The 20,186-nt window shown below is 69.6% G+C and carries 19 protein-coding genes; 11 read left to right on the forward strand and 8 right to left on the reverse strand.

Annotation, left to right across the window (positions count from 1 at the left end):
- The 7 genes from VFA06_RS21215 to VFA06_RS21245 form a co-directional block, all read left to right on the forward strand.
- Positions 1 to 289, forward strand: a 289-nt coding sequence (locus VFA06_RS21215; RefSeq protein ID WP_324842412.1) for a cellulose binding domain-containing protein, incomplete at its 5' end; no start/stop codon positions are given.
- A gap of 110 nt (positions 290 to 399) precedes the next feature.
- Positions 400 to 1,386 carry an LLM class flavin-dependent oxidoreductase gene (locus VFA06_RS21220; protein ID WP_324842413.1) on the forward strand — a complete coding sequence of 329 codons (987 nt, stop codon included), beginning with the start codon at positions 400 to 402 and terminating at the stop codon, positions 1,384 to 1,386.
- A 70-nt stretch (positions 1,387 to 1,456) separates the two neighbouring features.
- Positions 1,457 to 2,440: an aldo/keto reductase gene (locus VFA06_RS21225; RefSeq protein WP_324842414.1), complete on the forward strand. Its 984-nt coding sequence runs from the start codon at positions 1,457 to 1,459 to the stop codon at positions 2,438 to 2,440.
- A 160-nt stretch (positions 2,441 to 2,600) separates the two neighbouring features.
- Entirely contained in the window at positions 2,601 to 3,446 is an 846-nt protein-coding gene (locus VFA06_RS21230; RefSeq protein WP_324842415.1) for an SAM-dependent methyltransferase, read from the forward strand.
- A 386-nt stretch (positions 3,447 to 3,832) separates the two neighbouring features.
- Complete coding sequence (locus tag VFA06_RS21235; protein ID WP_324842416.1) at positions 3,833 to 4,999, forward strand: alpha/beta hydrolase; 1,167 nt, start codon at positions 3,833 to 3,835, stop codon at positions 4,997 to 4,999.
- 7 nt (positions 5,000 to 5,006) lie between these two features.
- The gene (locus VFA06_RS21240) at positions 5,007 to 6,329 is read left to right on the forward strand and encodes a glycosyltransferase family 2 protein (protein ID WP_324842417.1); all 1,323 of its coding nucleotides are present in this window, start codon (positions 5,007 to 5,009) and stop codon (positions 6,327 to 6,329) included.
- The gene (locus VFA06_RS21245; protein ID WP_324842418.1) at positions 6,322 to 7,452 is read left to right on the forward strand and encodes a glycoside hydrolase family 26 protein; all 1,131 of its coding nucleotides are present in this window, start codon (positions 6,322 to 6,324) and stop codon (positions 7,450 to 7,452) included. Before VFA06_RS21240 ends, VFA06_RS21245 begins: the two co-directional genes overlap by 8 nt.
- Before the next feature lie 35 nt (positions 7,453 to 7,487).
- Here VFA06_RS21245 and VFA06_RS21250 read toward each other — a convergent pair whose 3' ends face one another.
- Positions 7,488 to 8,852 (reverse strand): hypothetical protein, encoded by a 1,365-nt coding sequence (locus tag VFA06_RS21250; RefSeq protein WP_324842419.1) that lies wholly within the window; start codon positions 8,850 to 8,852, stop codon positions 7,488 to 7,490.
- Positions 8,853 to 9,018: 166 nt separating this feature from the next.
- A complete protein-coding gene (locus VFA06_RS21255) occupies positions 9,019 to 9,270 on the reverse strand; it encodes a hypothetical protein (RefSeq protein ID WP_324842421.1) in 252 nt (83 codons plus the stop codon).
- Positions 9,271 to 9,402: 132 nt separating this feature from the next.
- Between VFA06_RS21255 and VFA06_RS21260 the strand changes: the two genes are divergently transcribed.
- Positions 9,403 to 10,170, forward strand: coding sequence for a peptidylprolyl isomerase (locus VFA06_RS21260; protein WP_324842422.1), 768 nt, complete (start codon positions 9,403 to 9,405; stop codon positions 10,168 to 10,170).
- 104 nt (positions 10,171 to 10,274) lie between these two features.
- Here the strand turns inward: VFA06_RS21260 and VFA06_RS21265 are convergent, their stop codons facing one another.
- Complete coding sequence (locus tag VFA06_RS21265) at positions 10,275 to 10,721, reverse strand: DUF1772 domain-containing protein (RefSeq protein ID WP_324842423.1); 447 nt, start codon at positions 10,719 to 10,721, stop codon at positions 10,275 to 10,277.
- Between the two features lie 91 nt (positions 10,722 to 10,812).
- Here VFA06_RS21265 and VFA06_RS21270 point away from each other — a divergent pair, with 91 nt between their 5' ends.
- Positions 10,813 to 11,391 carry a TetR/AcrR family transcriptional regulator gene (locus tag VFA06_RS21270; protein ID WP_324842424.1) on the forward strand — a complete coding sequence of 193 codons (579 nt, stop codon included), beginning with the start codon at positions 10,813 to 10,815 and terminating at the stop codon, positions 11,389 to 11,391.
- A gap of 264 nt (positions 11,392 to 11,655) precedes the next feature.
- Complete coding sequence (locus VFA06_RS21275) at positions 11,656 to 12,681, forward strand: serine hydrolase domain-containing protein (protein ID WP_324842425.1); 1,026 nt, start codon at positions 11,656 to 11,658, stop codon at positions 12,679 to 12,681.
- 68 nt (positions 12,682 to 12,749) lie between these two features.
- Here the strand turns inward: VFA06_RS21275 and VFA06_RS21280 are convergent, their stop codons facing one another.
- On the reverse strand, positions 12,750 to 13,244 hold the full coding sequence (locus VFA06_RS21280) for a heme-degrading domain-containing protein (RefSeq protein ID WP_324842426.1): 495 nt from the start codon (positions 13,242 to 13,244) through the stop codon (positions 12,750 to 12,752).
- Positions 13,241 to 14,323 carry a Gfo/Idh/MocA family oxidoreductase gene (locus VFA06_RS21285; RefSeq protein WP_324842427.1) on the reverse strand — a complete coding sequence of 361 codons (1,083 nt, stop codon included), beginning with the start codon at positions 14,321 to 14,323 and terminating at the stop codon, positions 13,241 to 13,243. The genes VFA06_RS21280 and VFA06_RS21285 overlap by 4 nt, the downstream gene beginning before the upstream one ends.
- A 54-nt stretch (positions 14,324 to 14,377) precedes the next feature.
- Between VFA06_RS21285 and VFA06_RS21290 the strand changes: the two genes are divergently transcribed.
- Positions 14,378 to 15,463: an ROK family transcriptional regulator gene (locus tag VFA06_RS21290; RefSeq protein ID WP_324842428.1), complete on the forward strand. Its 1,086-nt coding sequence runs from the start codon at positions 14,378 to 14,380 to the stop codon at positions 15,461 to 15,463.
- Positions 15,464 to 15,553: 90 nt separating this feature from the next.
- On the opposite strand, the gene VFA06_RS21295 is transcribed toward VFA06_RS21290, so the two are convergent.
- The 3 genes from VFA06_RS21295 to VFA06_RS21305 form a co-directional block, all read right to left on the reverse strand.
- Positions 15,554 to 16,531, reverse strand: coding sequence for an aldo/keto reductase (locus VFA06_RS21295; protein WP_324842429.1), 978 nt, complete (start codon positions 16,529 to 16,531; stop codon positions 15,554 to 15,556).
- A 138-nt stretch (positions 16,532 to 16,669) separates the two neighbouring features.
- The gene (locus VFA06_RS21300) at positions 16,670 to 17,089 is read right to left on the reverse strand and encodes a ribonuclease domain-containing protein (protein WP_324842430.1); all 420 of its coding nucleotides are present in this window, start codon (positions 17,087 to 17,089) and stop codon (positions 16,670 to 16,672) included.
- A gap of 150 nt (positions 17,090 to 17,239) precedes the next feature.
- Entirely contained in the window at positions 17,240 to 20,068 is a 2,829-nt protein-coding gene (locus VFA06_RS21305) for an AfsR/SARP family transcriptional regulator (RefSeq protein ID WP_324842431.1), read from the reverse strand.
- Between the last annotated feature and the right edge of the window lie 118 nt (positions 20,069 to 20,186).

A 20,186-nucleotide genomic window follows, 5' to 3' on the forward strand; every position in this document is an offset into this window, starting at 1 on the left:
GAAGAACGAGTGGTCCGGCGGGTTCACCGCGAACGTGACGGTGACCAACTCCGGCACCACCGCGATCAACGGCTGGACGCTCAAGTGGACCTTCCCCGGAGACCAGAAGGTCACCAACGCCTGGAACGCCACGGTCACCCAGTCCGGTAGCGCCGCCACGGCCACCAACGTCTCCTACAACGCGAGCATCGCCCCCGGCGGCAACGTCCAGTTCGGCTTCCAAGGCACCTGGGCGTCCAACGACACCAACCCCAGCGCCTTCACCCTCAACGGAAATACCTGCAGCTGACACGCCGCGGGTCCCGCCCTCGCCACCTCGGCGGCGAGGGCGGGACTCAAAATCCGCTTCCGGATGTTGTGCTGAGGGTTAGCGCGATCACATCCGGAAGCGAAGAACGTATGAAGTACTCCCTGCTCGATGTCGCGGCGGTCGGCCAAGGCGAAACTCCGGCCGACGCGCTGCACGGCGCCGTACCGCTCGCCCAAGCTGCCGAACGGCACGGCTACCACCGCGTCTGGTACGCCGAGCACCACAACATGCCGCAGATCGCCTCGGCCGCCACCAGCGTGCTGATCGCACACGTGGCCGCCCACACCTCGCGCATCCGGCTCGGCGCGGGCGGCGTGATGCTGCCCAACCACGCCCCGCTGCTGATCGCCGAGCAGTTCGGCACCCTGGCCGAGCTGCACCCCGGCCGCATCGACCTGGGCCTGGGGCGCGCCCCGGGCTCCGACCGCAACACCATGCGGGCGCTGCGGCGCACCGACGAGTCCGCGGACACCTTCCCGCAGGACGTCCTGGAACTGCAGGGCTACCTCGCCGGCGCCACCCGCGTTCCCGGCGTGCGGGCAACCCCCGGCGACGGTACCAACGTGCCGCTGTACATCCTGGGCTCCTCCCTCTTCGGCGCCCAGCTCGCCGCCGCGCTGGGGCTGCCGTACGCGTTCGCCTCGCACTTCGCCCCGGCCGCCCTCGAAGCCGCGGCCGCGACGTACCGGGCGGAATACCGGCCCAGCGCGCAGCATCCCGAGCCGTACCTGATCGTCGCCGCGAACCTGATCGCCGCCGAGTCCGCGCAGGAGGCGCAGGCCCAGTACCAGGCGGCGCTGCGCTGGCGCGCCCGGCGGTTCCTCGTGCCCGGCCGCGAAGTGACCGAAGCTCAGCTCGACGAGCTGCTCGCGTCGCCGTCCGGGCAGCAGATACGCGGCATGATGCGCCGCACCGCCGCCGGAACCCCCGACCAGGTGGGCGCGTACCTGGCCGCGCTGGCCGAGGAGACCCGGGCCGACGAGCTGATCCTGGCTCCCGCCGCCACCAGCCGCGCACAGCGGCTGCGCGCCGTGGAGCTCGTACCGATGCCCGCGCTCGAAATGAACCCGGCTTGACCTAGAGTGCACTCCAGCATCCAGACTCCTTCCCCGTACCCTTAATTGCAGGGCGGAGGAGAGCAGCCCCATGAAGTACCGCACGATCGGCACCGATCCGCGGACCCGCCGCGCGGTGAGCGTCCTGAGCCTCGGCGCGATGCGCTTCGGGACGGTGACGGACGAGCCAACGTCCTTCGCGATTCTCGACCGATTCGTCGAGGCCGGCGGCACGTTCATCGACACCTCGGACAACTACGCGTTCTGGGTCAACGGCGATCAGGGCGGGCAGAGCGAGGAACTGCTGGGCCGTTGGCGGCGCAGCCGGGGTGTCGGGAACGAGATCGTCATCGCCACCAAGGTCGGCGCCCGCCCGCTGGCCCCCGGGACCAGCTACACCGACAACCCGGAGGGCCTGTCGGCCGCGGTGATCCGCGAGTCCGCGCAGCGCAGCCGCGAACGGCTCGGCGTGGACCGGCTCGACCTGCTCTACGCGCACATCGAAGACCCGAAGACGCCGCTGCAGGAGACCGTCGAGGGCTTCGCGAGCCTGGTGTCCGAGGGAACGGTCGGCCTGCTGGGCGTCAGCAACCACTGGTCCTGGAAGGTCGAGCGTGCCCGCGCTCTCGCCGCCGCGGCCGGACTTCCCGGTTACGAGGTGCTTCAGTACCAGCACAGCTACCTGCGCGGCCGCACGGAGATGAGCACGGCGCTCTCCCGTGACGGGCATCAGGGCATCGTGGGCGGAGAGCTTCTCAGCTATCTGCGTGCCGAGCCGGACCTGGCCCTGGTGGCGTATTCGCCGCTGCTCAACGGCGCCTACGTGCGCGAGGACAAGCCTCTGGGCGACGCATACGACCACGCGGGCACGCCTCCGCGCCTCGCCGCGTTGCACGACGTCGCCAAGCAGACCGGCGCGTCCGTGAACCAGGTCGTCCTGGCCTGGCTGATCGGCGGCGACGTCCCGGTCATACCGCTCGTCGGCGCCTCATCCGTGGCTCAGCTGGATGAGAGCCTCGCAGCCGTCGACCTGGAGCTGACCGCCGAGCAGCGCAGCCGGCTGGACGAGGCCTAGGCATACGGTCGGCTGCCGCGCCGGCGTGACCTTCCAAGCGATCGTCTCGAACGACCTGCCGTAGAGGTGTTCGATCGCCGACGGTAGTGTCAGGGCGCAGCACTGCCGTCGGCTCGCGCGCCGACCGTGAGGGTTGATCCAGGGAAGGAAGGGGTCCGTCATGCCGCATCGTCCGGCGTGGGCGCCCGATGACGTGGAAATCGAGCGTCCGTCTGCGGCACGGATGTACGACTTCTATCTCGGCGGTTCGCACAACTTCGAGGCTGACCGGGAGCTGGCCCGCCTGGCGGTGAGCCACTGGCCGGATCTGCCGCTGGTGATGCGGGCGAATCGGGCGTTTCTGCGGCGTGCGGTGCGCTATCTGGTCGAGCAGGGCGTTACCCAGTTCCTGGACCTCGGATCGGGCATCCCGACCGTGGGGAACGTGCACGAGGAGGCGGCCGCGGCCAACCCCGCGTGCCGCGTGGTGTACGTGGATGTCGATCCGGTGGCGGTGGCACATAGCAGGCTTCTGCTACAGGGGGTGCCAGGCGCGGCGGTCGTACACGCCGATGCGCGCGACATCGACTCCGTGTTGTCCGCGGCGCCGACGCGAACGCTGCTGGATCTGTCGAAGCCGGTGGCTGTGATGATGGTCGCGCTGCTGCACTTCGTGCCGGACGCCGACGATCCGATCGACCTGGTGGCCCGCTACCGCGAGGCGATGGCGCCGGGCAGCTATCTTGCCGTCAGCCACGCCACCGTCGACGGCATCGGGGAGCTGATGCGCGACCACGAGCGGATTTACCAGCGCTCCGCCACACCGATCTACGCACGCACCCGGGCACAGGTGCAGGCCCTGTTCGACGGATTCGAGCTGGTCGAGCCGGGTGTGGTGTTCCTGCCGCTGTGGCGGCCGGACCCGGAAGAGCCGCCGGTCGAAAGGCCCGAGAGGTTCAGCGGGTACGCCGCGGTCGGCCGCGTGCTGCCGCCATCCGGGACGCGCGAGGCGACGCGGGAGAGGTAAGGCGGAAGCCGGAAGAACGCCCGCCGTCGGCATAACGGTCGCGCCGGTCAAGCCCGGCCGGATCTAACTCGGTGCCGCGGCGGCGCTTTGACGTGTCCAACGCCCCGCCGTTCGGACACTCGTTGCAGTGTGGACCGGTCCCACGTCACCTGTGGGTGTAACGGATCCGCCGCCCGATGCGCCTCTTGCTTGCCCGATCGTCGTTCGCCGAGCCGCAGGGCTCGGGCGCGATCTGGCTGGGGTGGCAGCCTCCCCTCGGTCTTCGGCCGGCGGTGGGGCCGTATGGGTGCTCCGGCTTCATACCCGTATGTTTCAATGCTTCGTCAGCCGAGGCAGAACAGCACGTCGCGTTGTACTGAGCGTTAGCGAAGGACCACACACCAACGATGAACCCGGACAGCTCGGCCCTGGTCGCCGTGACGATCGCCCTGGCGGCCGCGTTCTTCGCCGGCACGCTGCGGGTGTGGCCCAAGCTCGCCGGGCGCTCGGCCGACCACCTCGCCGGCCGGATAGGCCTGCTGCTGGCCACGCAGCTGTCCGTGCTCGCGGCCTTCGCGGCGGTCGTCAACAAACAGTTCGAGTTCTACACGAACTGGGACGACCTGCTGGGCACGGTCGGCACCACCGCGGCCGTGAGCGACCAGAGCCAGGCCACGACGGCCGCCGGCGTCGTCGGACCCCAGATCAGCGTGCACTCCACCGGCGGCTCGGCCGTCGTCGGCGGTTCGGACCCGTCCCGCTACGGCGAGATCCAATACGTCGTCATCCACGGGCTGCGCACCGGTTTATCCGAATCCGCAGAGGTTTATCTGCCGCCTGAGTACTTCCAGAAGTCGTACGCGAAGACGCAGTTCCCCGCGGCGATCGTGATGGCCGGCTATCCGGGCACCCCGGACGAACTCTCCTCGCGGCTCGGCTTTCCCAAGCAGCTGCTCGCCGAGATGCACGCCAAGCAGGCCGGGCCGATGGTCCTGATTATGGTTTCCCCCGAGGTGGTCGCCGGCCGGGACACCGAGTGCACGGACGTGCCTGGCGGCCCGCAGACCGAGACCTTCTGGGCGCAGGACCTGCCCGCCGCGGTCGACTCCACCTACCGGGTGATGACCTGGACCAAGGGCTGGGGTCTTATCGGCGTGTCCACCGGCGGCTACTGCGCGCTGAAGCTGGCCATGATGGATTCCGACCGGTTCGCCGCCGCCGCCGACGTCTCCGGCTACTTCGACGCGCTGCAGGACCACACGACCGGCACCCTCTACGCCAACAGCCAGGACGTGCGCAACGAGAACGACCTGATGTGGCGGATCGAGCACCTGCCGGCGCCGCCTGTCAGCGTCCTGCTGACTACAAGCAAGACCGGCGAGGAGAACTACCGGCCCACCCTTCAGTTCGCGGCGTTGGCGAAGGCGCCGATGCAGGTGAGCACCCTGGTGCAGCCGGAGGGTGGGCACAACTTCGCCACCTGGAACCTGGAGATCGGACCGAGCCTGGCGTGGCTGTCCGGGCACCTTGCCACGCCGCGCGCCTCCGGCACGGCCCCGGCCACGACGAACTAGCGGCCTCATGCTCGCGTTTCTGCTGGAACTGCGCCGCTGGTGGTTCGACGGCGCCTTCTATCCCTTCGCCGCCTTCATGCTGCTGGTCTGGACGCTGTGGTTCATCCGCGTCGTGCTCAGGCGCCGCTACCGACCCTGGCTGCACCCGTGGTCCGGCACCACGTCGGTCATCATCCCGGTGGTTGACGAGCCGGAGGATCTGTTTCGCGACGTGCTCGCGCGCATCGTGCGGCAAGGGCCGACCGAGGTCGTCGTGGTCATCAACGGCCGGCGCAACGAGACGCTGGAACGGATCTGCGACGAGGTCGGCGTGACCTGGGCGTGGACCGAGACGCCGGGCAAGCGCAACGCGCTGCGCCTCGGCCTTGAGCGGACCAGCGGCGAGATCGCGGTCCTGGTCGACTCGGACACGATCTGGACGCCCGGCACGCTCGCGGAGCTGGTCAAGCCGTTCCGGCACCCGCAGGTCGGCGGGGTGACCACCCGTCAGCGCATCCTCGACCCGGAGCGTTCCGTGCTGACCCGCTGGGCGGATTGGCTCGAGAGCGTGCGCTGCGAATATTCGATGCCGGCGATGAGCGTGCTCGGCACTGTCGGCTGCCTGCCTGGACGGACCATCGCCTTCCGCAGGCAGATCCTGCTCGATTGCATGGACCGGTTCCTGAGCGAGAAGTTCCTCGGCGTCTTCCTCGAGGTCAGCGACGACCGAACGCTGACCAACTACGCGTTGATGGCCGGGTACAAGACCGTCTACCAGTCCAGCTCGCTGGTCTACACCGACGCGCCTCTGAAGATCAAGAAACTGGTCAAGCAGCAGTACCGCTGGGCCCGCGGCTCGCAGTACAACACCCTGCGGATGATGCCCTGGATGCTGCGCGAGGCCCGCTTCCTCGCGGTCTTCTACGGCGTGGACATCCTCGTGCCGTTCGTGCTGCTCGGCACGCTCGCCTCGTGGGTGACCGCGGCGGTGACCCATCGCAGTCGCCCGCAGATCTACGGCCTGCTGCCGTTCTCCGGCGGCGGCCTGGGCTCGCTGATCTTCATCCTGACCCTCGGGGCCGTCCTGTCGCTGCTGTCGGTCTCCACCCGATTCGGCCGCCATTTCGCGACCCGGCCAGGTGACATCCTGTTTCTCCCGCTCTTCATGGCCATCAACACGGTGATCCTGTTGCCGGTGCGGCTGGTCGGGTTCTTCCGCTGCGCGCACAACGCCGGCTGGGGCACCCGCGCGGACAGCTTCGCCGGCGAGAAGGCGCGCAATCCGCTGGTCGTCATCCCTTACCTGCTCGGGAGCCTCATGCTGGCGTTGGCGGTGTACATCAGTGTCTAGACGACGCGGCGACGGCCTCGGCACCCATGCGCGCGACGGTCAGAAGCGGATGCGGATCTGGATGACCGTCAACGTCTTCCTGCTCGCCTCCCTCACCGCCCTGATCATGCGGGTTTCCAGCCGCGTGGAGGCGGCCGAGACCGGCGCCGCGGCGGGACAGACCGCCACCGCGACCGGTCCGCAGATCGCCGTGCCGGGCGGCGGCGGGGCGGTGCCGGCGAACATCCCCTCCAAGGCGCAGATCATGGCGGCCGGCGGCAAGTACTTCGGGGTCGCCGCGCCCGGCATGCCCTGGTCGTCGAGCGCGGGCACGCAGATAGCGCAAACCGCGGGCGCCCCGCCCGACATGGACGAGTACTTCGTCAACTGGAAACAGGATTTCAGCAGCGTCCCGGTGCAGGACGCCTACGCTCAGGGCATGCTTCCGGTGCTGACCTGGGAGCCGTCGCCGGGCGGAAACGCGCACACCACGCAGGTGAACGTTCCCGGCTACGCGCTGTCCACCATCATCAACGGCTCCCATGACGCGTACATCGTGAAGTTCGCCGACGCGGTACGCGACGCGAAATGGGTCGTGGCCATCCGTCTCGCCCACGAGATGAACGGCAACTGGTACCCGTGGAGCGAGGGCGTCAACGGCAACACCACCGGGCAGTACGCCCAGGCCTGGCGGCACATTCACGACATCTTCGCCCGCGAACACGCCGACAATGTCATCTGGGTCTGGGCGCCGAACATCATCCGCAGCGCCAGCACGTCCCTCAAGGAGCTGTATCCCGGGGACGCCTACGTGGACTGGATCGGCTTGTCGGCGTACGACGTGACCGAGCACACGGCCGCGCAGCTGATCGACCCAACCCGCCGGCTGATCCGGAAGTTCACCGCGAAGCCGCTGCTGATCACCGAGATCGGCAGCCAGCCCAGCTCGTTCAAGGCCGCGTGGACCGCGGACTTCCTCGCCTGGCTGCCCAAGCAGAGCGACGTCATCGGCTTCATCTGGTTCGAATACACCCGGGCGCAGGGCGCCGGCACCGACTGGGGCTTCGACGCGGACACCTCCACGCTCGCCTCGTTCCGCCTCGGCATCGAACCGGTGAGGCTCGTCGCGCTGCCGCTCCAATAGCGCTGCCGTTCCCATAGCGCCGCGACCGAGCCCGCTCAGCCCTCGCCCGCGACACTCCTCGTCGCTTTCGTGGCCGACCCGGTGTGCGTGGCGGCCTGCGACGCGCCGGCGAGGCCGAGCGGCACCAGCGCCGCGCACATCGCGCCGAGGGCTACGACTCGCCATGCTGCGCCAGCCCGACCTGCCCAGGAACAGAGCCGCGCCAGGAACGCGCCAGCCGCCACCGCAGCAAACGCCCCGCTGAGTGCACAGTGCGAGACGCTGCCGTCCAGCGAATGCCATCGCAATTGGTTGAGAGGAGCGAGGAGGCCCGCAACCAGGAGTGTCACCCAAACACCCACCTCGGCGCGCCCCACCGAGCCGCGCCACAGCCTCCAGCCCGCGACGATCGTCCCCAGCAGAGCCGCTATGAGCACCGGCCCGAGCCACTGCGCGCCGTGCCTGAGCACGACTCCAGCGGTCGCATGGGCCGCCGACCGGTTCATCACGGTCGTCGCGATACCGGTGAAGGTCGGCGCACGGCCGACGAGAAGAGTGATCTCCGCGAGAACGCCCGTGACCAGGGCGACGCGCTGAGCATTCCACGAGCGCGAGGTCTTCCACGCCCGGTAGCCCGGCCCGGCGAACGCGACCAGGGCCAGAATCACCGGATCCCAGAGCACGGTGATGTACGAGGTCCAGTTCGCCGCCAGCATCAATACCGGCACGAGCCACACGGCGTGGCGCCCGTCGGCGAAGGCGAACCGCACTGCGAAGAACGCCGCCCATACCAGCAGACATGCGGCCGGAGCGTCATAGGTGCCCGACACGCTCAGGTGCAGCGTCGGACCGAGCCCGGCGAACAGCCCCGCCGCGAGCGCGCCCGCGACCGGTCCGTACAGCCGCCGTGCCGTGCAGTGCACGCCGACGGTCGCGAGCAAGACGAGCCAGAGATTCACAGCGCGCACGGCGTGCATCCCACCGACGCTGTCCAGAGCCGCCGCGAGCACCGGGTACAGCACCGGCGATCCCGGCAGCACCGTCTCGTAGCGGATGACGTGCCGACCATGCAGCAGGTGGGCGATCTCCTGATGGCCTGCCTTCACCATCGCGGTCTGGTCGGCGACGTTGGTGCCGACGCCGGCCGCGCGCCAGGCCAGCGCTGCCTGGAAGGCCGCGACCGCGACCAGGACGAGCCCCTCCCGAAGCAACAAGCGCGCCGCGCGCTGCTCGCCCTCTTGCTCTTGGGTGAAGCGCGGCAGGACGATCGTGACCGCGTCCGCCCCGGCCGGCATCGGGTCACGGCGTGCGCCGGCCCACAGATCGTCGTTCCAGTCGAATTCGCCGTCGCCGTCGCCGGGCCGCGGCTCGTCATCGCGTTCGTCGAGGGCGGCCGCCGGGATGGATGATCGCAACTCCATCTCGCAGCCGCACCTTCCACGGTCGTCCGACAGATAATCTGACCGCTCGCGCGAAGCGGACAGCGCAATCTTCGCATGAATCCTCAGGCCCTAAGGCGCGTTCGCAGCGAAGACCGGATCACAACCCGCCGCGTTCATGGGCACGTCCTCGCCGCGGCGGTGGTTCTCAGTCAGACGGCTGGTTACGTTCATCTGTACCCATATCGGGCAGAAGGTCAGGCTGCGGGTCGGTGCCGCCGGGGGTCAGCCCGGCCATCAGGTTATCTACGTGCGTCTGGGTCCAGGATGCGATCATGCGTTCGGGCGTCGCGTGATACAGCTCGGCCAGCGCCACTAGGTTCTGCGCGACCTGCCTGGGCAGCGGTACCCGCAATGTGACTATCTCCGGATCCTCGCCGCCCTGCCCCGCCCTCGTCACGAGGCCAGTGTCCCACGACCCGCCAGCCCCAGTGATCCCGAAGACCCAGTGATCCCGAGCGCGCAGCGTTACACGCCCGGCTCAGCGGGGAAGGGCACCAGCGTCCCGGTTAGCCATCAGGGAGCTGAGATCATGCGGATACCCACCATCACACGTCGTACGGGCCGGATCGTCGCTGCGGTGACCGTGCTCGTCACCGTCGCCGGCGCGGCCACCACCAGCGCCGCAGCAGACAACGCGTCCACGCCGGGCAGGCTGGGCCAGTCCTCGGTGCGCGCCGACAACGGCGCGGCCGTCGCGCCCCCGGCTGCGAAGCCGCGCCAGGCCACGGCCGCCGACCAGTGCGGCTTCGTCCCGGCGGTTCCGGCGGACCGCTTCAAAGGCATCCCCGTCTTCAACCCGGTCGCGGCCGCCCGGCCTTACACCGTCGTCTTCCGCACGACGCAGGGCGACATCACCGTCAAGGCACTGACGAGCGCTGCTCCGTGCACGACCTTCTCGTTCCGGTTTCTGATCGACCACGGGTACTACAACGGCACGCACTGCCACCGCCTTACGACTCAGCGGATCTACGTCCTGCAGTGCGGTGACCCTACGGGCACCGGCAGCGGCGGCCCGGGCTACTCATTCAACGACGAGAACCTGGCCGGTGCGACGTACCCGGCCGGCACAGTCGCCATGGCGAACGCCGGCCCGAATACCAACGGCAGCCAGTTCTTCTTCACCTGGAAGGACACCAAGCTGCGCCCGAACTACACGCCGTTCGGCGTGGTGATCCACGGTCTCGACGTGCTCCAGAAGATCGCGGCGGCGGGGGAGGACGACCAGAACAGTCCGGGTGACGGCTACCCCACCCTGTACGTCGGGTTCCGCGACGTGGACGTCCACGCAGGCCGATAGCGCGGTAGAAAGCCCGCGGACCGCGCGGGCGTTGGCCGGGTGCCCTTGTGCACCCGGCCCCTTAGTCCTGCCTTGACTGACGATCACTTCGCCGTACCGCAGGCTCAGACGAGCGCGGCGGCCAACAGAGCGAATGCGGCGATGATGACGGCGACGCGAACGTAGTGGTAGCGGTCCCAGCGGTTCGACTGCTCCTTCCAGTCCTCCGGACGGTTCTCCGGAGTCCAGGTCTTGCTCCGGTTGTTGATCGGGACGAGCAGCGCGATGGACATGATCACGCTCAGGATCAGCAGTCCGGCGGCGGTGACGACGAGGCCGGTGCCGTGGTGGTGCCATCCGGCGATGGCCCAGAGCGCACTCAGGACGAGCGAGCCGATGTACCAGAACGGCATCACGGCGCCGAGCATCCGGCCCCCGTGGGCGCGGCCGAGTTGGCCACCGTCGCCGGGCAGCGCGTTGAAGATCGGATTGAGGACGAAGGCGACGGAGAATTCGACCCCCACCATGACGCCGACGACCACGATGGTGACGACCCGGAGTGCGTTGAGCATGAGGACCCCTCCTGGGATCTAGCGTTGCTAGCCGATATGGCAACACTAGCCCTACTGCCGCTTGATTGTCTAGCGATGCTAGAATCGAGGTATGTCGGTACAGGAACGCAGGGAGCGCGAGCGGGCGGACCGCGAACGCCTCATCGTGCAGACGGCGCGCGAACTCGCCGAGCAGCAGGGCTGGGACGCGGTCACCACCCGCCGGCTCTCCGAGCGCATCGAATACAGTCAGCCGGTCCTCTACAGCCACTTCCGCGGCAAGCGCGAGATCATCGGCGCCGTCGCCCTGCAAGGTGCCGCCGAGATGGCCGTGGAGCTGCGGGCCGCAGCCCGCGCCGCTGACGGCCCGCGTGACCGGGTCACCGCCCTGGCCCGCGCCTACCTCGACTTCGCGACACGCAACCCGGCGGTCTACGACGCAATGTTCCAGCTCGACGGTGGCCTGGCGTTCGCGCAAGAGGACACCCCGGAACCGCTCAAAGACGCCTTCGCCGCCCTATTGGAGAGTCTCGAAGAGGTGGCCGGCGACGGCGTGGACCCGGGGCTGTTCACCGAGGTGTTCTGGGCGGCCTTGCACGGACTGGCGACGCTGACGCGGGCAGGACGGCTACCGCCGCCGGACGCCGAACGCAGGACGCAGCTGCTGGTGGACCGGCTCGCCGTGCTCTGACACGCCCTCAGTGAACGTGCTAACACCCGCAGATGCCGGGGGTTAGCCCCATGGGCCGGCGGCCGGATCGTTCGAAACACTGTGACGAGTCAGTCCGGTGAATCGCAGCGAGCCGAGAAAGAGTTGCCCATGCGTCCTGGCAGATTCGCGGCGTGCGCCGCAGTAGCGGCATTTGCGGTGGGCACGGCCGGTGCCGCGCGTGCGGCGTCCGCAGCCGATGGAAGTCCGGCAAGCGCCACGACGGCGAGGGCACCCTACGGCGACGTGGCCGGGATACTGCAGCGGCTGACCACCACCGACGGAGCGCCGGGGGCGTTGGCTGAGATCAGCGATGGGCGCGGCCGATCGACGGTGCTGACCCGAGGCGCGGCGGATCTCGCCACCGCAGCGCCGATGGCAGCGGCCAGCAGGTTCCGGATCGGCAGCATGACCAAGATGTTCGTTGCCACCGTCGTGCTCCAACTCGTCGCAGAGTACAGGGTCGAACTCGACGCGCCGATCGAGCGGTATCTGCCCGGAGTGGTGCGGGGCAACGGCAATGACGGACGCGAGATCACGGTGCGCCAGCTGCTCCAGCACACCAGCGGCCTGCCCGACTACATGGACTACGTCAGCGAGCAGAGCGTCATCGCCGATCCGCTGGCGCACTACAGCCCGCAGCACCTCTTGAACCTCGCCTTGGCCCATCCGGCCCTGTTCGCGCCCGGGACTGGGTGGAGCTATTCGAACACGAACTACGTGCTCGCCGGGCTGCTCATCAAGGCGGTGACCGGCCACCCGTATGGCGAGGAGATCAAGCGGCGCATCATCGAGCCGCTTCGCCTGCACGACACCTTCGTGCCCGCGGACCAACCGGAGATCCCCGGTACGCACCCGCACGGATACGCCCGGCTACCGGACTCAGCACCGATCGACGTGACCGAGTTCAACCCGTCGCTTGCCTACGCTTCCGGCGCCATGATCTCCAGCGGCACGGACATGAACCGGTTTCTCAGTGCTCTCTTGCGGGGAAGGCTGCTTCCTCCCGCGGAGCTGCGCGCGATGCGGACCACGACTCCGACCGGCGATGGATCCGGCAGCGCGTACGGTCTCGGCCTGGAAAGCGTGCCGCTGCCGTGCGGTGGCCGGTTCTGGGGGCACGACGGCGGCATCCTGGGCTTCGAGACGATGAGTGCTGCGATGCCCGATGGCCGCCAAGTGACGGTGATGGTCAACCTCAACCCCGGTGGCACCCAAGCACAGGATGCTGACATACAGGCCGCCGTAACCGCAGCGCTGTGCGAGGCGTAGGACGACAACGGGAACACCGGCTCACGTCGTGCCGGGCCACGTCGTCGAACCCCCTGCCGGGGCGGGTGTCACGAGTCTCGGTGAGGCAGTGTACTGATGTAGTGCTCAAGCGCGGCGACGACGAGGTCGTGGTCGTCGCCTTGCGGTAGGCCCGAGACCGCGACGGTGCCGACGACACCGGTGCCGGCCACGGTGATCGGAAACGCGCCGCCGTGCGCGGCATACATGTCCGGGTCGAGCCGGGAGCTTTCCTCGAAGGTCGTGCCTTTCGCAGCGCAGCGCAGGCCGACCAGGTATGAGGCGTGTGCGTAGCGATCCACGGTGCGGACCTTGCGCAGGATCCAGGCGTCGTTGTCGGCGCTGGTGCCGGGCAGCGCGTAGTGGAACAGCTGCTGGCTGCCGCGCCGGACGTCGATCGTGACCGGCGCGGACCGCTCGCGGGCCAACTGCACCAGCGTGGTGCCGAGCTGCCAGGCGTCATCGTTGTCGAAGTGAGGCAGCACCAGGCGGCGTTCCTGTTCTTCGATGCGGGCGATCAAGGCGCTGATCTCCTCGTGGTTCACGCGGCCGCCGCCCTGGTGTGGAGAAGGGATACCGTGCGGTCTTCTGCTGCTGAGAGGCGCGCGGCCTCCAGCACCTCGAGCGCGGTGATGGCATCGGCGGGCTCGACGGGCCGCGGGCCGCCGTCGCGCAGCGCGGTCGCCACGGCGGCGTAGAAGGCGGGGTAGTCACCGGGCAGGGACGGATATGGCCGCTCGTCGCCGGGTGTGCCGAGTAGACCCCAGTCTCGCTCGGCTGGTGTGCCCCAGCCGGGGCCGGGCCGTGCTCCGGCGGCCAGGGCGTCTTCCTGCGGATCCAGGCCGTAGACCGTGTACGCGGCGTGGTCGCCCAGCACGCGGAAGCGCGGGCCTGGCTGCGCGGCGAGCGCGCTCATCCACAGCTGGGAGCGCACGCCGGAGGCGTGGGTGAGGGTGATGAACGAGTCGTCGTCTATTGCGGCGCCGGAGCGGCGCGCGTCTGTCTCGGCATAGACGAGCAGGGCCGGGCCGAAGAGGTGCAGCGCCTGATCGACCAGGTGGCTGCCTAGGTCGTACAGCAGGCCGCCCGCGTCGGCGGGATCGGCGGATTCGCGCCAGCCGGCTTTGAGCGCCGGGCGCCAGCGCTCGAAACGCGACTCGAAACGGTGCACGGTGCCCAGCGCGCCCTCGGCGATGAGCTGTTTGACGGTGCGGAAGTCGGTGTCCCAGCGCCGGTTCTGAAAGACCGTCAGCAGCAGTCCCTTCGCGCTCGCGAGGGCGGCCAGGTCGCGGGCCTCGGCGGCCGTGGCGGCGAGTGGCTTGTCGACGACCACCGGCAGTCCGGCCTCCAGCGCGGCGCGCGCGACCGGGACATGGGCCCGGTTCGGTGAGGCGATCACGACCAGGTCGAGCTGCGCGGGGTCCGCGAGCAGCTGCTCGGCGTCGTCCACGGCTCGCGCGTGCGGGTATTCGCGGGCGAGCCGGGCGCGCCGGTCGGGATTCGCGGTGGCCACGGTGTGCAGCCGCAGGCCCGGGACGGACTCGATCAGCGGAGCGTGGAACACGGCCCCGGCCAGGCCGTAGCCGACAAGTCCGACGCGCAGCGGGGCGATGGAGTCGCTCATGCGCCCAGTTAAGCAACAGTGTTGTTTAAGTGCAAGGGTGGGCAGAATGACGCCATGGATCTGCATCAGGCGGCAGGCGCCAACCTCACCGGGCTGCGCGACCACAACATGGCTCTGGTGCTGGGCCTGCTGCGCGCCGACCCGGACGGCGGCAGCCGGGCGCAGCTCGCCGAGCGCACCGGGCTGACTCCGCAGGCGATCAGCAAGATCGTCGCCCGGCTGCTCGACGACGGCCTGGTGCAGGAGGGCGGGCGCGGCGCCTCGACCGGCGGCAAGCCGCGCACGCTGCTGCGGCTGCGGCCCGACGCGGCCTGCGCGATCGGCCTCGCGGTGGACCGGCACGAGAGCACCGTGCTGCTCAGCGACCTGATGGGCGGCGAGCGGTCGCGCGCCACGAGAGACGTCGGATTGGCCACCGCCGAACCGGCCCGGGTCGTCACGCTGCTGGCCGAGATGGTGCGCGACGCGGCCGACTCGGCGCCGCCCGAAGCCCGTCTGCTCGGCGTCGGGGTCGGCTGCCGCGGCCCGCTCGACTACGCCACCGGCGTGTTGCACCGCCCGGCGGGCCTGTCGGCCTGGGACCGCTTTCCGCTCAGGCGGGCCCTCACCGAGCACCTGGAGGGGATCGCAGTGCACGTCGACAAGGACACCAACGTCGCCGCGCTCGCGGTCGCCGCTCCCGGCCCCGGCAGCACCGCCTACCTGCACCTGGCTGACGGCGTCGGCGCCGGTCTGCGGCTCAACGGTGCGATCTATCGCGGCGCGCGCACCAACGCGGGTGAATTCGGTCACCAAGTCGTCCAACTCGACGGCCCGGTGTGCAGCTGCGGGCAGCGCGGCTGCCTGGAAGCGCTGTGCCTTGCCGCCCTCGCCGACGGCGACCACCACACCGCGGCCGGCCTGCTGGGCCTCGGCGCGGCCAACCTCGTGCGCCTGCTCGACGTCGACCGGATCGTCCTGGGCGGCCGCGTCGTCTTCACCGAGCCGCAGCTCTACCGGCGCGAGGTCGCCGCCCAGCTCGCCGCGCACCTCCCGGACCCGCAGTGGCAGCACGTCACCGTCGACCTCAGCCCGGCCGGCGAGTCGTCCGTGGCCGCGGGCGCCGTCGAGCTCGTCCTGGGCACCCTCTTCGGAGCCTAAGAACCCTTAGCGGCGCCCCCTAGGAGGCGCGGCACGGTCTGACGCGGCGTCATGGCCACCGAGTCCGCTCGGCCTTGCCGGTCGGACCGGTCAGCGTTCGATCATCTTCATCTGCGCCTCGGTGTGATGGGCACCGGCGGGCTCGCCGAGGGCGGTGAGGCTTGCGATCTGCTCGCTGGTCAGCTCGACGGCGTCGGCGGCGAGGTTCTCTTCCAGCCGGGCCACGCGGCGGGTGCCGGGGATCGGGACGAGGTGCTCGCCCTGGGCCAGCAGCCAGGCCAGCGCCACCTGCGCCGGGGTGGCGCCCGCCTCGGCCGCGACGGCTTCGACCTGCTCGACAAGGCGCAGGTTGTGGGCGAAGTTCTCCTCCGTGAAGCGGGGGTTGCTGTGGCGCGAGTCGTCGGCGGCCAGGTCCTCGCGGCTGCGGATCGCGCCGGTCAGCATGCCGCGGCCGAGCGGGGAGTAGGCGACGAAGCCGATGCCGAGTTCACGCAGCAGCGGCAGGATCACCGGCTCCTGGTCGCGGGTGAACAGCGAGTACTCCGACTGCAGGGCGGTGACGGGATGCACGGCGTGGGCGCGGCGGATCGTCTCGGGGCCCGCCTCGGACAGCCCGTAATGGCGGATCTTGCCTTCGGCCACGAGTTCGGCCAGCGTGCCGACGACGTCTTCGATCGGCGTGCCGGGATCGACGCGGTGCTGGTAGTACAGGTCGATGTGGTCGGTGCCCAACCGGGTGAGCGAGCCTTCGACCGCGGTGCGGATGTTCGCGGGGCTCGAGTCGACGTTCCAGGGGCCCGCGCCGGCGTGGGAGACCAGCCCGAACTTCGTGGCCAGCACGACCTGGTCGCGCCGGTCCTTGATGGCGCGCCCGACCAGCTCCTCGCCGGTGAACGGGCCGTAGATCTCGGCGGTGTCGATGAGGGTGACGCCGAGGTCGAGCGCCCGGTGGATGGTGCGGATCGCCTCGGTCTCGTCCAGGCCGGTGCGGCTGTAGACGCCGGCCATGGTCATCGCGCCCAGGCCGATGCGTGCGACATCGAGGGTTGCCAGCGTGGTGTGCTTCAAGACTTTGGCCTTTCGTAGCCGACGGGGTTGGTCAACGCCTCGCGGATGGCAGGCGGGCGATGAGACTCGGTGCGCTTCAGCCAGGAGCCGGACCGGCGGTGAACCGCCGGTCCGGCTCCTGGCCGCATTGGAACGCTATTACAGCTGGTAGAAGTCGGAGTAGTGGTCAGGCGAGTACCAGACCGTTCCGGTCGTGAAGTCCACGACGATGCGATAGGCGTCCCGGTGCGCGCCGCAGGAGCGCGGGTAGACGTCGTACTCATAGAACGTGTCGCCGGCCGGCAGTTGGCCGTCGTAGTTGTAGTACTCGCCGCCCGCGTAGCTGCACTGGCCGTCCGGCCAGTCGTACCAGCCGCGGCTCGTGGGGTATCCCAGCGAGGACCACGTCGAGTTGGCTGAGGCCGCGTCGGAGCATCCGGCGATGGCGCACGAGCCGTAGACCGCCGCCTGCGCGGGGGCGCCGCTGACGGCGGACAGACCGAGCGTGAATGCGAGCGCGGCGATCAGCGCGACGAGCCGCTTGCTCCAGGACGATGCGAAGTGAGACCGAATCGGCACAGTGCCTCCAAGGCAGAGGGCTGAGGTGGGTGCCGACAGTCTGACCACCTGGACTGAAGATCAGGTGTACCGTCGATGACAAAATGCATACGCACGGCTATCGCCCTGCGGCATGCGACGGGGGAGCGGTCCCGAGAGTGGTGCCCGACTCTAACGCCGTCCGGTGTCACCGCGATCGAGAATGAGGTCCCCATCGGAGCGGCGGTCCGCCGGGCTCGAAGCGCCCGATTCCGGGACGAGCAGGTGGCCCGGCGCGGGCAGGTCGTGGTCGAGCGCGAGCAGCCGGGCGCGCACCTCAGCCGCCGCCGGATCGCCCAGGGCGGCGAACGCGGCGGCGGCGTCACGCCAGTGCTTGCGGCTTTCCCGCGGCTCCCCGCTCTGCAGCGCGACGTGACCCAGGTAGTTCAGCGCCCAAGCCTGCGCCTGGAGGTCGCCGATCTGCGACGCCAGGTCCACCGCCTCGCGCAACAGGCGGAACGCGGCGGGTAGGTCGCCCTGACCCGCTCTGGCGTTCGCCAGGTGGGAGAGTGTGAACACTTCGACCCGGCGGTTGGCGACCTCGCGCTGGATGACGAGGGCACGCTGGGCGTACCGCTCAGCTTCCCGGTATCTGGAGAGCTTGCAGTACGTCTCGCTGAGGTTGTTGAGTACGACCCCTTCATCTCTGCGATTGCCGTCGGCCGCGTGGATCGTAAGCGCCTTGAGATAGTACTTGATCGCGTCGTCGAGGCGGTCCGACTCCATGAAGACGTTGGCGATACCGTTCAGGGCCACGCCTTCGCCGCGCCGGTCTCCGGTCTGGCGGTGGATGCTCAGCGCGGCCCGATAGCGGTCGAGGGCTTCGCTGAATCGGCGCGGGTAGTAGAACGCGGTAGCCAGCCCGTAGTTCATGACCGCCTCACCGTGCGGATCGCCGGCGGCTCGGGCGCAGGAAAGGCCGAGTTGGTAGGTGTCGATCCAGTCCGTCCACGGCTTGCGCAGATCGAAGTAGCTGAACAGGCCCCAAGCCAACGTCCACGCGGTGCGGTGCCGCTTGTACCGCGCGGCTTTGAAGATCGCGGCGACCAGGTTCGCCCTTTCCCGGTCGAGCCAGGCGAGCGCCTCGTGCCGGTGGGCGGGGGTCGGATGAGGGGGCGCCCCGGGCGGGCGGTCGAGCGGCGCGCGATAGCGCAGCGGGTCGAGGATGAAGTCCGCGGCCACGGCGGCGGTCGCATGCCAGTCCAACCAGCGGTCGAGCGCGCCTTCCACGCCGCCCGCCGGTTCGGTCTCGCGGGCCCGGTCGGCGGCGTAGGCACGCAGCAGGTCGTGCAGGCCGAAGTGGCCGTCGGCGGTGCGCTCGATCAGGTGCGCGGCGCAGAGCCTTTGCAGGGTGGCGTCTGCGTCGGCGAATGAGACATCGAGCATCGCGGCGACGGGAGCCGCATCTGTATCAGGACCCGCCAGCAAACCGAGCAGGCGGAAGGCACGCGCGTCGGCGTCGCGAAGCGTGTGGTAGGAGTGGTCGAAGGTGCGGCGTACCGTCTGCTGCGCGCCTCCCAGCAGCGTGACTCGGTCACCCTGCTGCATCTGCGCGACATATTCGCTCACTGAGAGCGCCGGATGCTTCTCCAGGTGCGCGGCTGCCAGCTTCAGTGCGAGTGGAAGGTGTCCGCACAGATCTGCGAGTTCAGCCGTCGACGCATGATCGGCAAACCGGTCCGCTGAGGCCGCGCGGTCCGCGAGCATCGCGTGTGAATCCTGCGCGTTCAACGGCCGCAAGCCGACATGGACGGCTCCATGACTGCGCGTCAGCTCGTCGAGCGGTGCGCGGCTGGTGAACAACACGGCGCTACCGCCGCTGTCGGGCAGAAACAGGGCGGCGGTCGCGGCGTCGGGGACGTCGTCGATGACGAGCAGCGCGCGGCGTCGCGCGAGCACGGACCGATAACGCTTGGCGAGTTCGTCCTCGTCGATGGGCAGCTGAGCCGCGGGACCGCACAGGTCGCGCAGGATCCGGCGCAGCGCCGCCAGCGCGCTGACCCGCTCGAGGTTCGAGTGGCTGCGCAAACAGACGAACAGTTGCCCGTCGGGGAACTCGCCGCGGACCTGGTGCGCCCAGCGCAGCGCGAGACAGCTCTTGCCCACTCCGGCGGTGCCGGTGATGACGCAGACCAGCGGCGCGGGCCGCGCGGCGGTCAGGCGGTCGTGCAACGCGTCGCCGAGAACGGCGAGTTCCGTGCTGCGCCCGTAGAACCTGCGCTGGGGCACACGTAGTCCGCTCGGGCCGTCGGCCGCCGTCGGCCGATCGGGGGCGTCGGATCGCAGGATCATGCGATGCGTCGCCGCAAGCTCCTCGCCGGGTTCGAGGCCGAACTCGCCCGCGAGCTGGTCACGAGCCCGGCGGAACACCGCGAGCGCCTCGGTTTGGCGCCCCGAGCGGTACAGGGCGATCATCAGCTGGACGGCGAAACGCTCGCGCAGCGGATGGCGTTCGACGAGCAGCCGCAGCTGCGGGCTGACCGCCTGGTGCCGGCCGAGCGCAAGGTCGGCTTCGATGCGTTGTTCGAGGGCCGCTAAACGCTCGTCGGCCAGCCTGGTCGCTTCGTCGGCGAGCGCGCCGTGCAGGACGACGTCGTCCAGGGGATCGCCGCGCCACAGGTCCAGCGCCGCGCTGAGGGTGTCGGCCGCGCTCTGCACCTCTCCCTGGGCCAGTTGCGCTCGTCCGAGCTCGTGCAGCCGGTTGAACTGCGTCACGTCCAGCTCGTCATCGCGGACCTGGAGCCGGTAACCGTCCGGGACGCTGACGAGAGCGCAGTCCTCGCCGGCCTCGGTCTGCAACAACCGTCGCAGGCGCCAGATATAGGTGGCCACAGATCCGCGGGCGCTGGACGGGGGAGCGGGCCCCCACAGCTCGTCGATGAGCCGGTCGACCGTGACGATCTGATTGGCGCGCATCAGCAGGACTGCGAGCGTGGCCCGTTGCTTGGCGGACGTGATCACTACCGCTTGCTCTCGTACCACCAGCAGCGTGGGTCCCAGAAGGCCGAAACGCATAACGCGCCCATCATGGTGCTGACTCAGTGGCTCCGACGATACACCAGTGCGAAGCCCGGGCGGC

Origin of the sequence: Actinocrinis sp. (genome assembly GCF_035653575.1) — a bacterium.
Lineage (GTDB): Bacteria > Actinomycetota > Actinomycetes > Streptomycetales > Catenulisporaceae > Actinocrinis.

Coding starts and splice junctions, on each gene's coding strand:
- VFA06_RS21220 (WP_324842413.1), top strand. CDS start 400: ATGAAGTACTCCCTGCTCGATGTCGCGGCGGTCGGCCAAGGCGAAACT.
- VFA06_RS21225 (WP_324842414.1), top strand. CDS start 1,457: ATGAAGTACCGCACGATCGGCACCGATCCGCGGACCCGCCGCGCGGTG.
- VFA06_RS21230 (WP_324842415.1), top strand. CDS start 2,601: ATGCCGCATCGTCCGGCGTGGGCGCCCGATGACGTGGAAATCGAGCGT.
- VFA06_RS21235 (WP_324842416.1), top strand. CDS start 3,833: ATGAACCCGGACAGCTCGGCCCTGGTCGCCGTGACGATCGCCCTGGCG.
- VFA06_RS21240 (WP_324842417.1), top strand. CDS start 5,007: ATGCTCGCGTTTCTGCTGGAACTGCGCCGCTGGTGGTTCGACGGCGCC.
- VFA06_RS21250 (WP_324842419.1), bottom strand. CDS start 8,852: ATGGAGTTGCGATCATCCATCCCGGCGGCCGCCCTCGACGAACGCGAT.
- VFA06_RS21260 (WP_324842422.1), top strand. CDS start 9,403: ATGCGGATACCCACCATCACACGTCGTACGGGCCGGATCGTCGCTGCG.
- VFA06_RS21265 (WP_324842423.1), bottom strand. CDS start 10,721: ATGCTCAACGCACTCCGGGTCGTCACCATCGTGGTCGTCGGCGTCATG.
- VFA06_RS21270 (WP_324842424.1), top strand. CDS start 10,813: ATGTCGGTACAGGAACGCAGGGAGCGCGAGCGGGCGGACCGCGAACGC.
- VFA06_RS21285 (WP_324842427.1), bottom strand. CDS start 14,323: ATGAGCGACTCCATCGCCCCGCTGCGCGTCGGACTTGTCGGCTACGGC.
- VFA06_RS21290 (WP_324842428.1), top strand. CDS start 14,378: ATGGATCTGCATCAGGCGGCAGGCGCCAACCTCACCGGGCTGCGCGAC.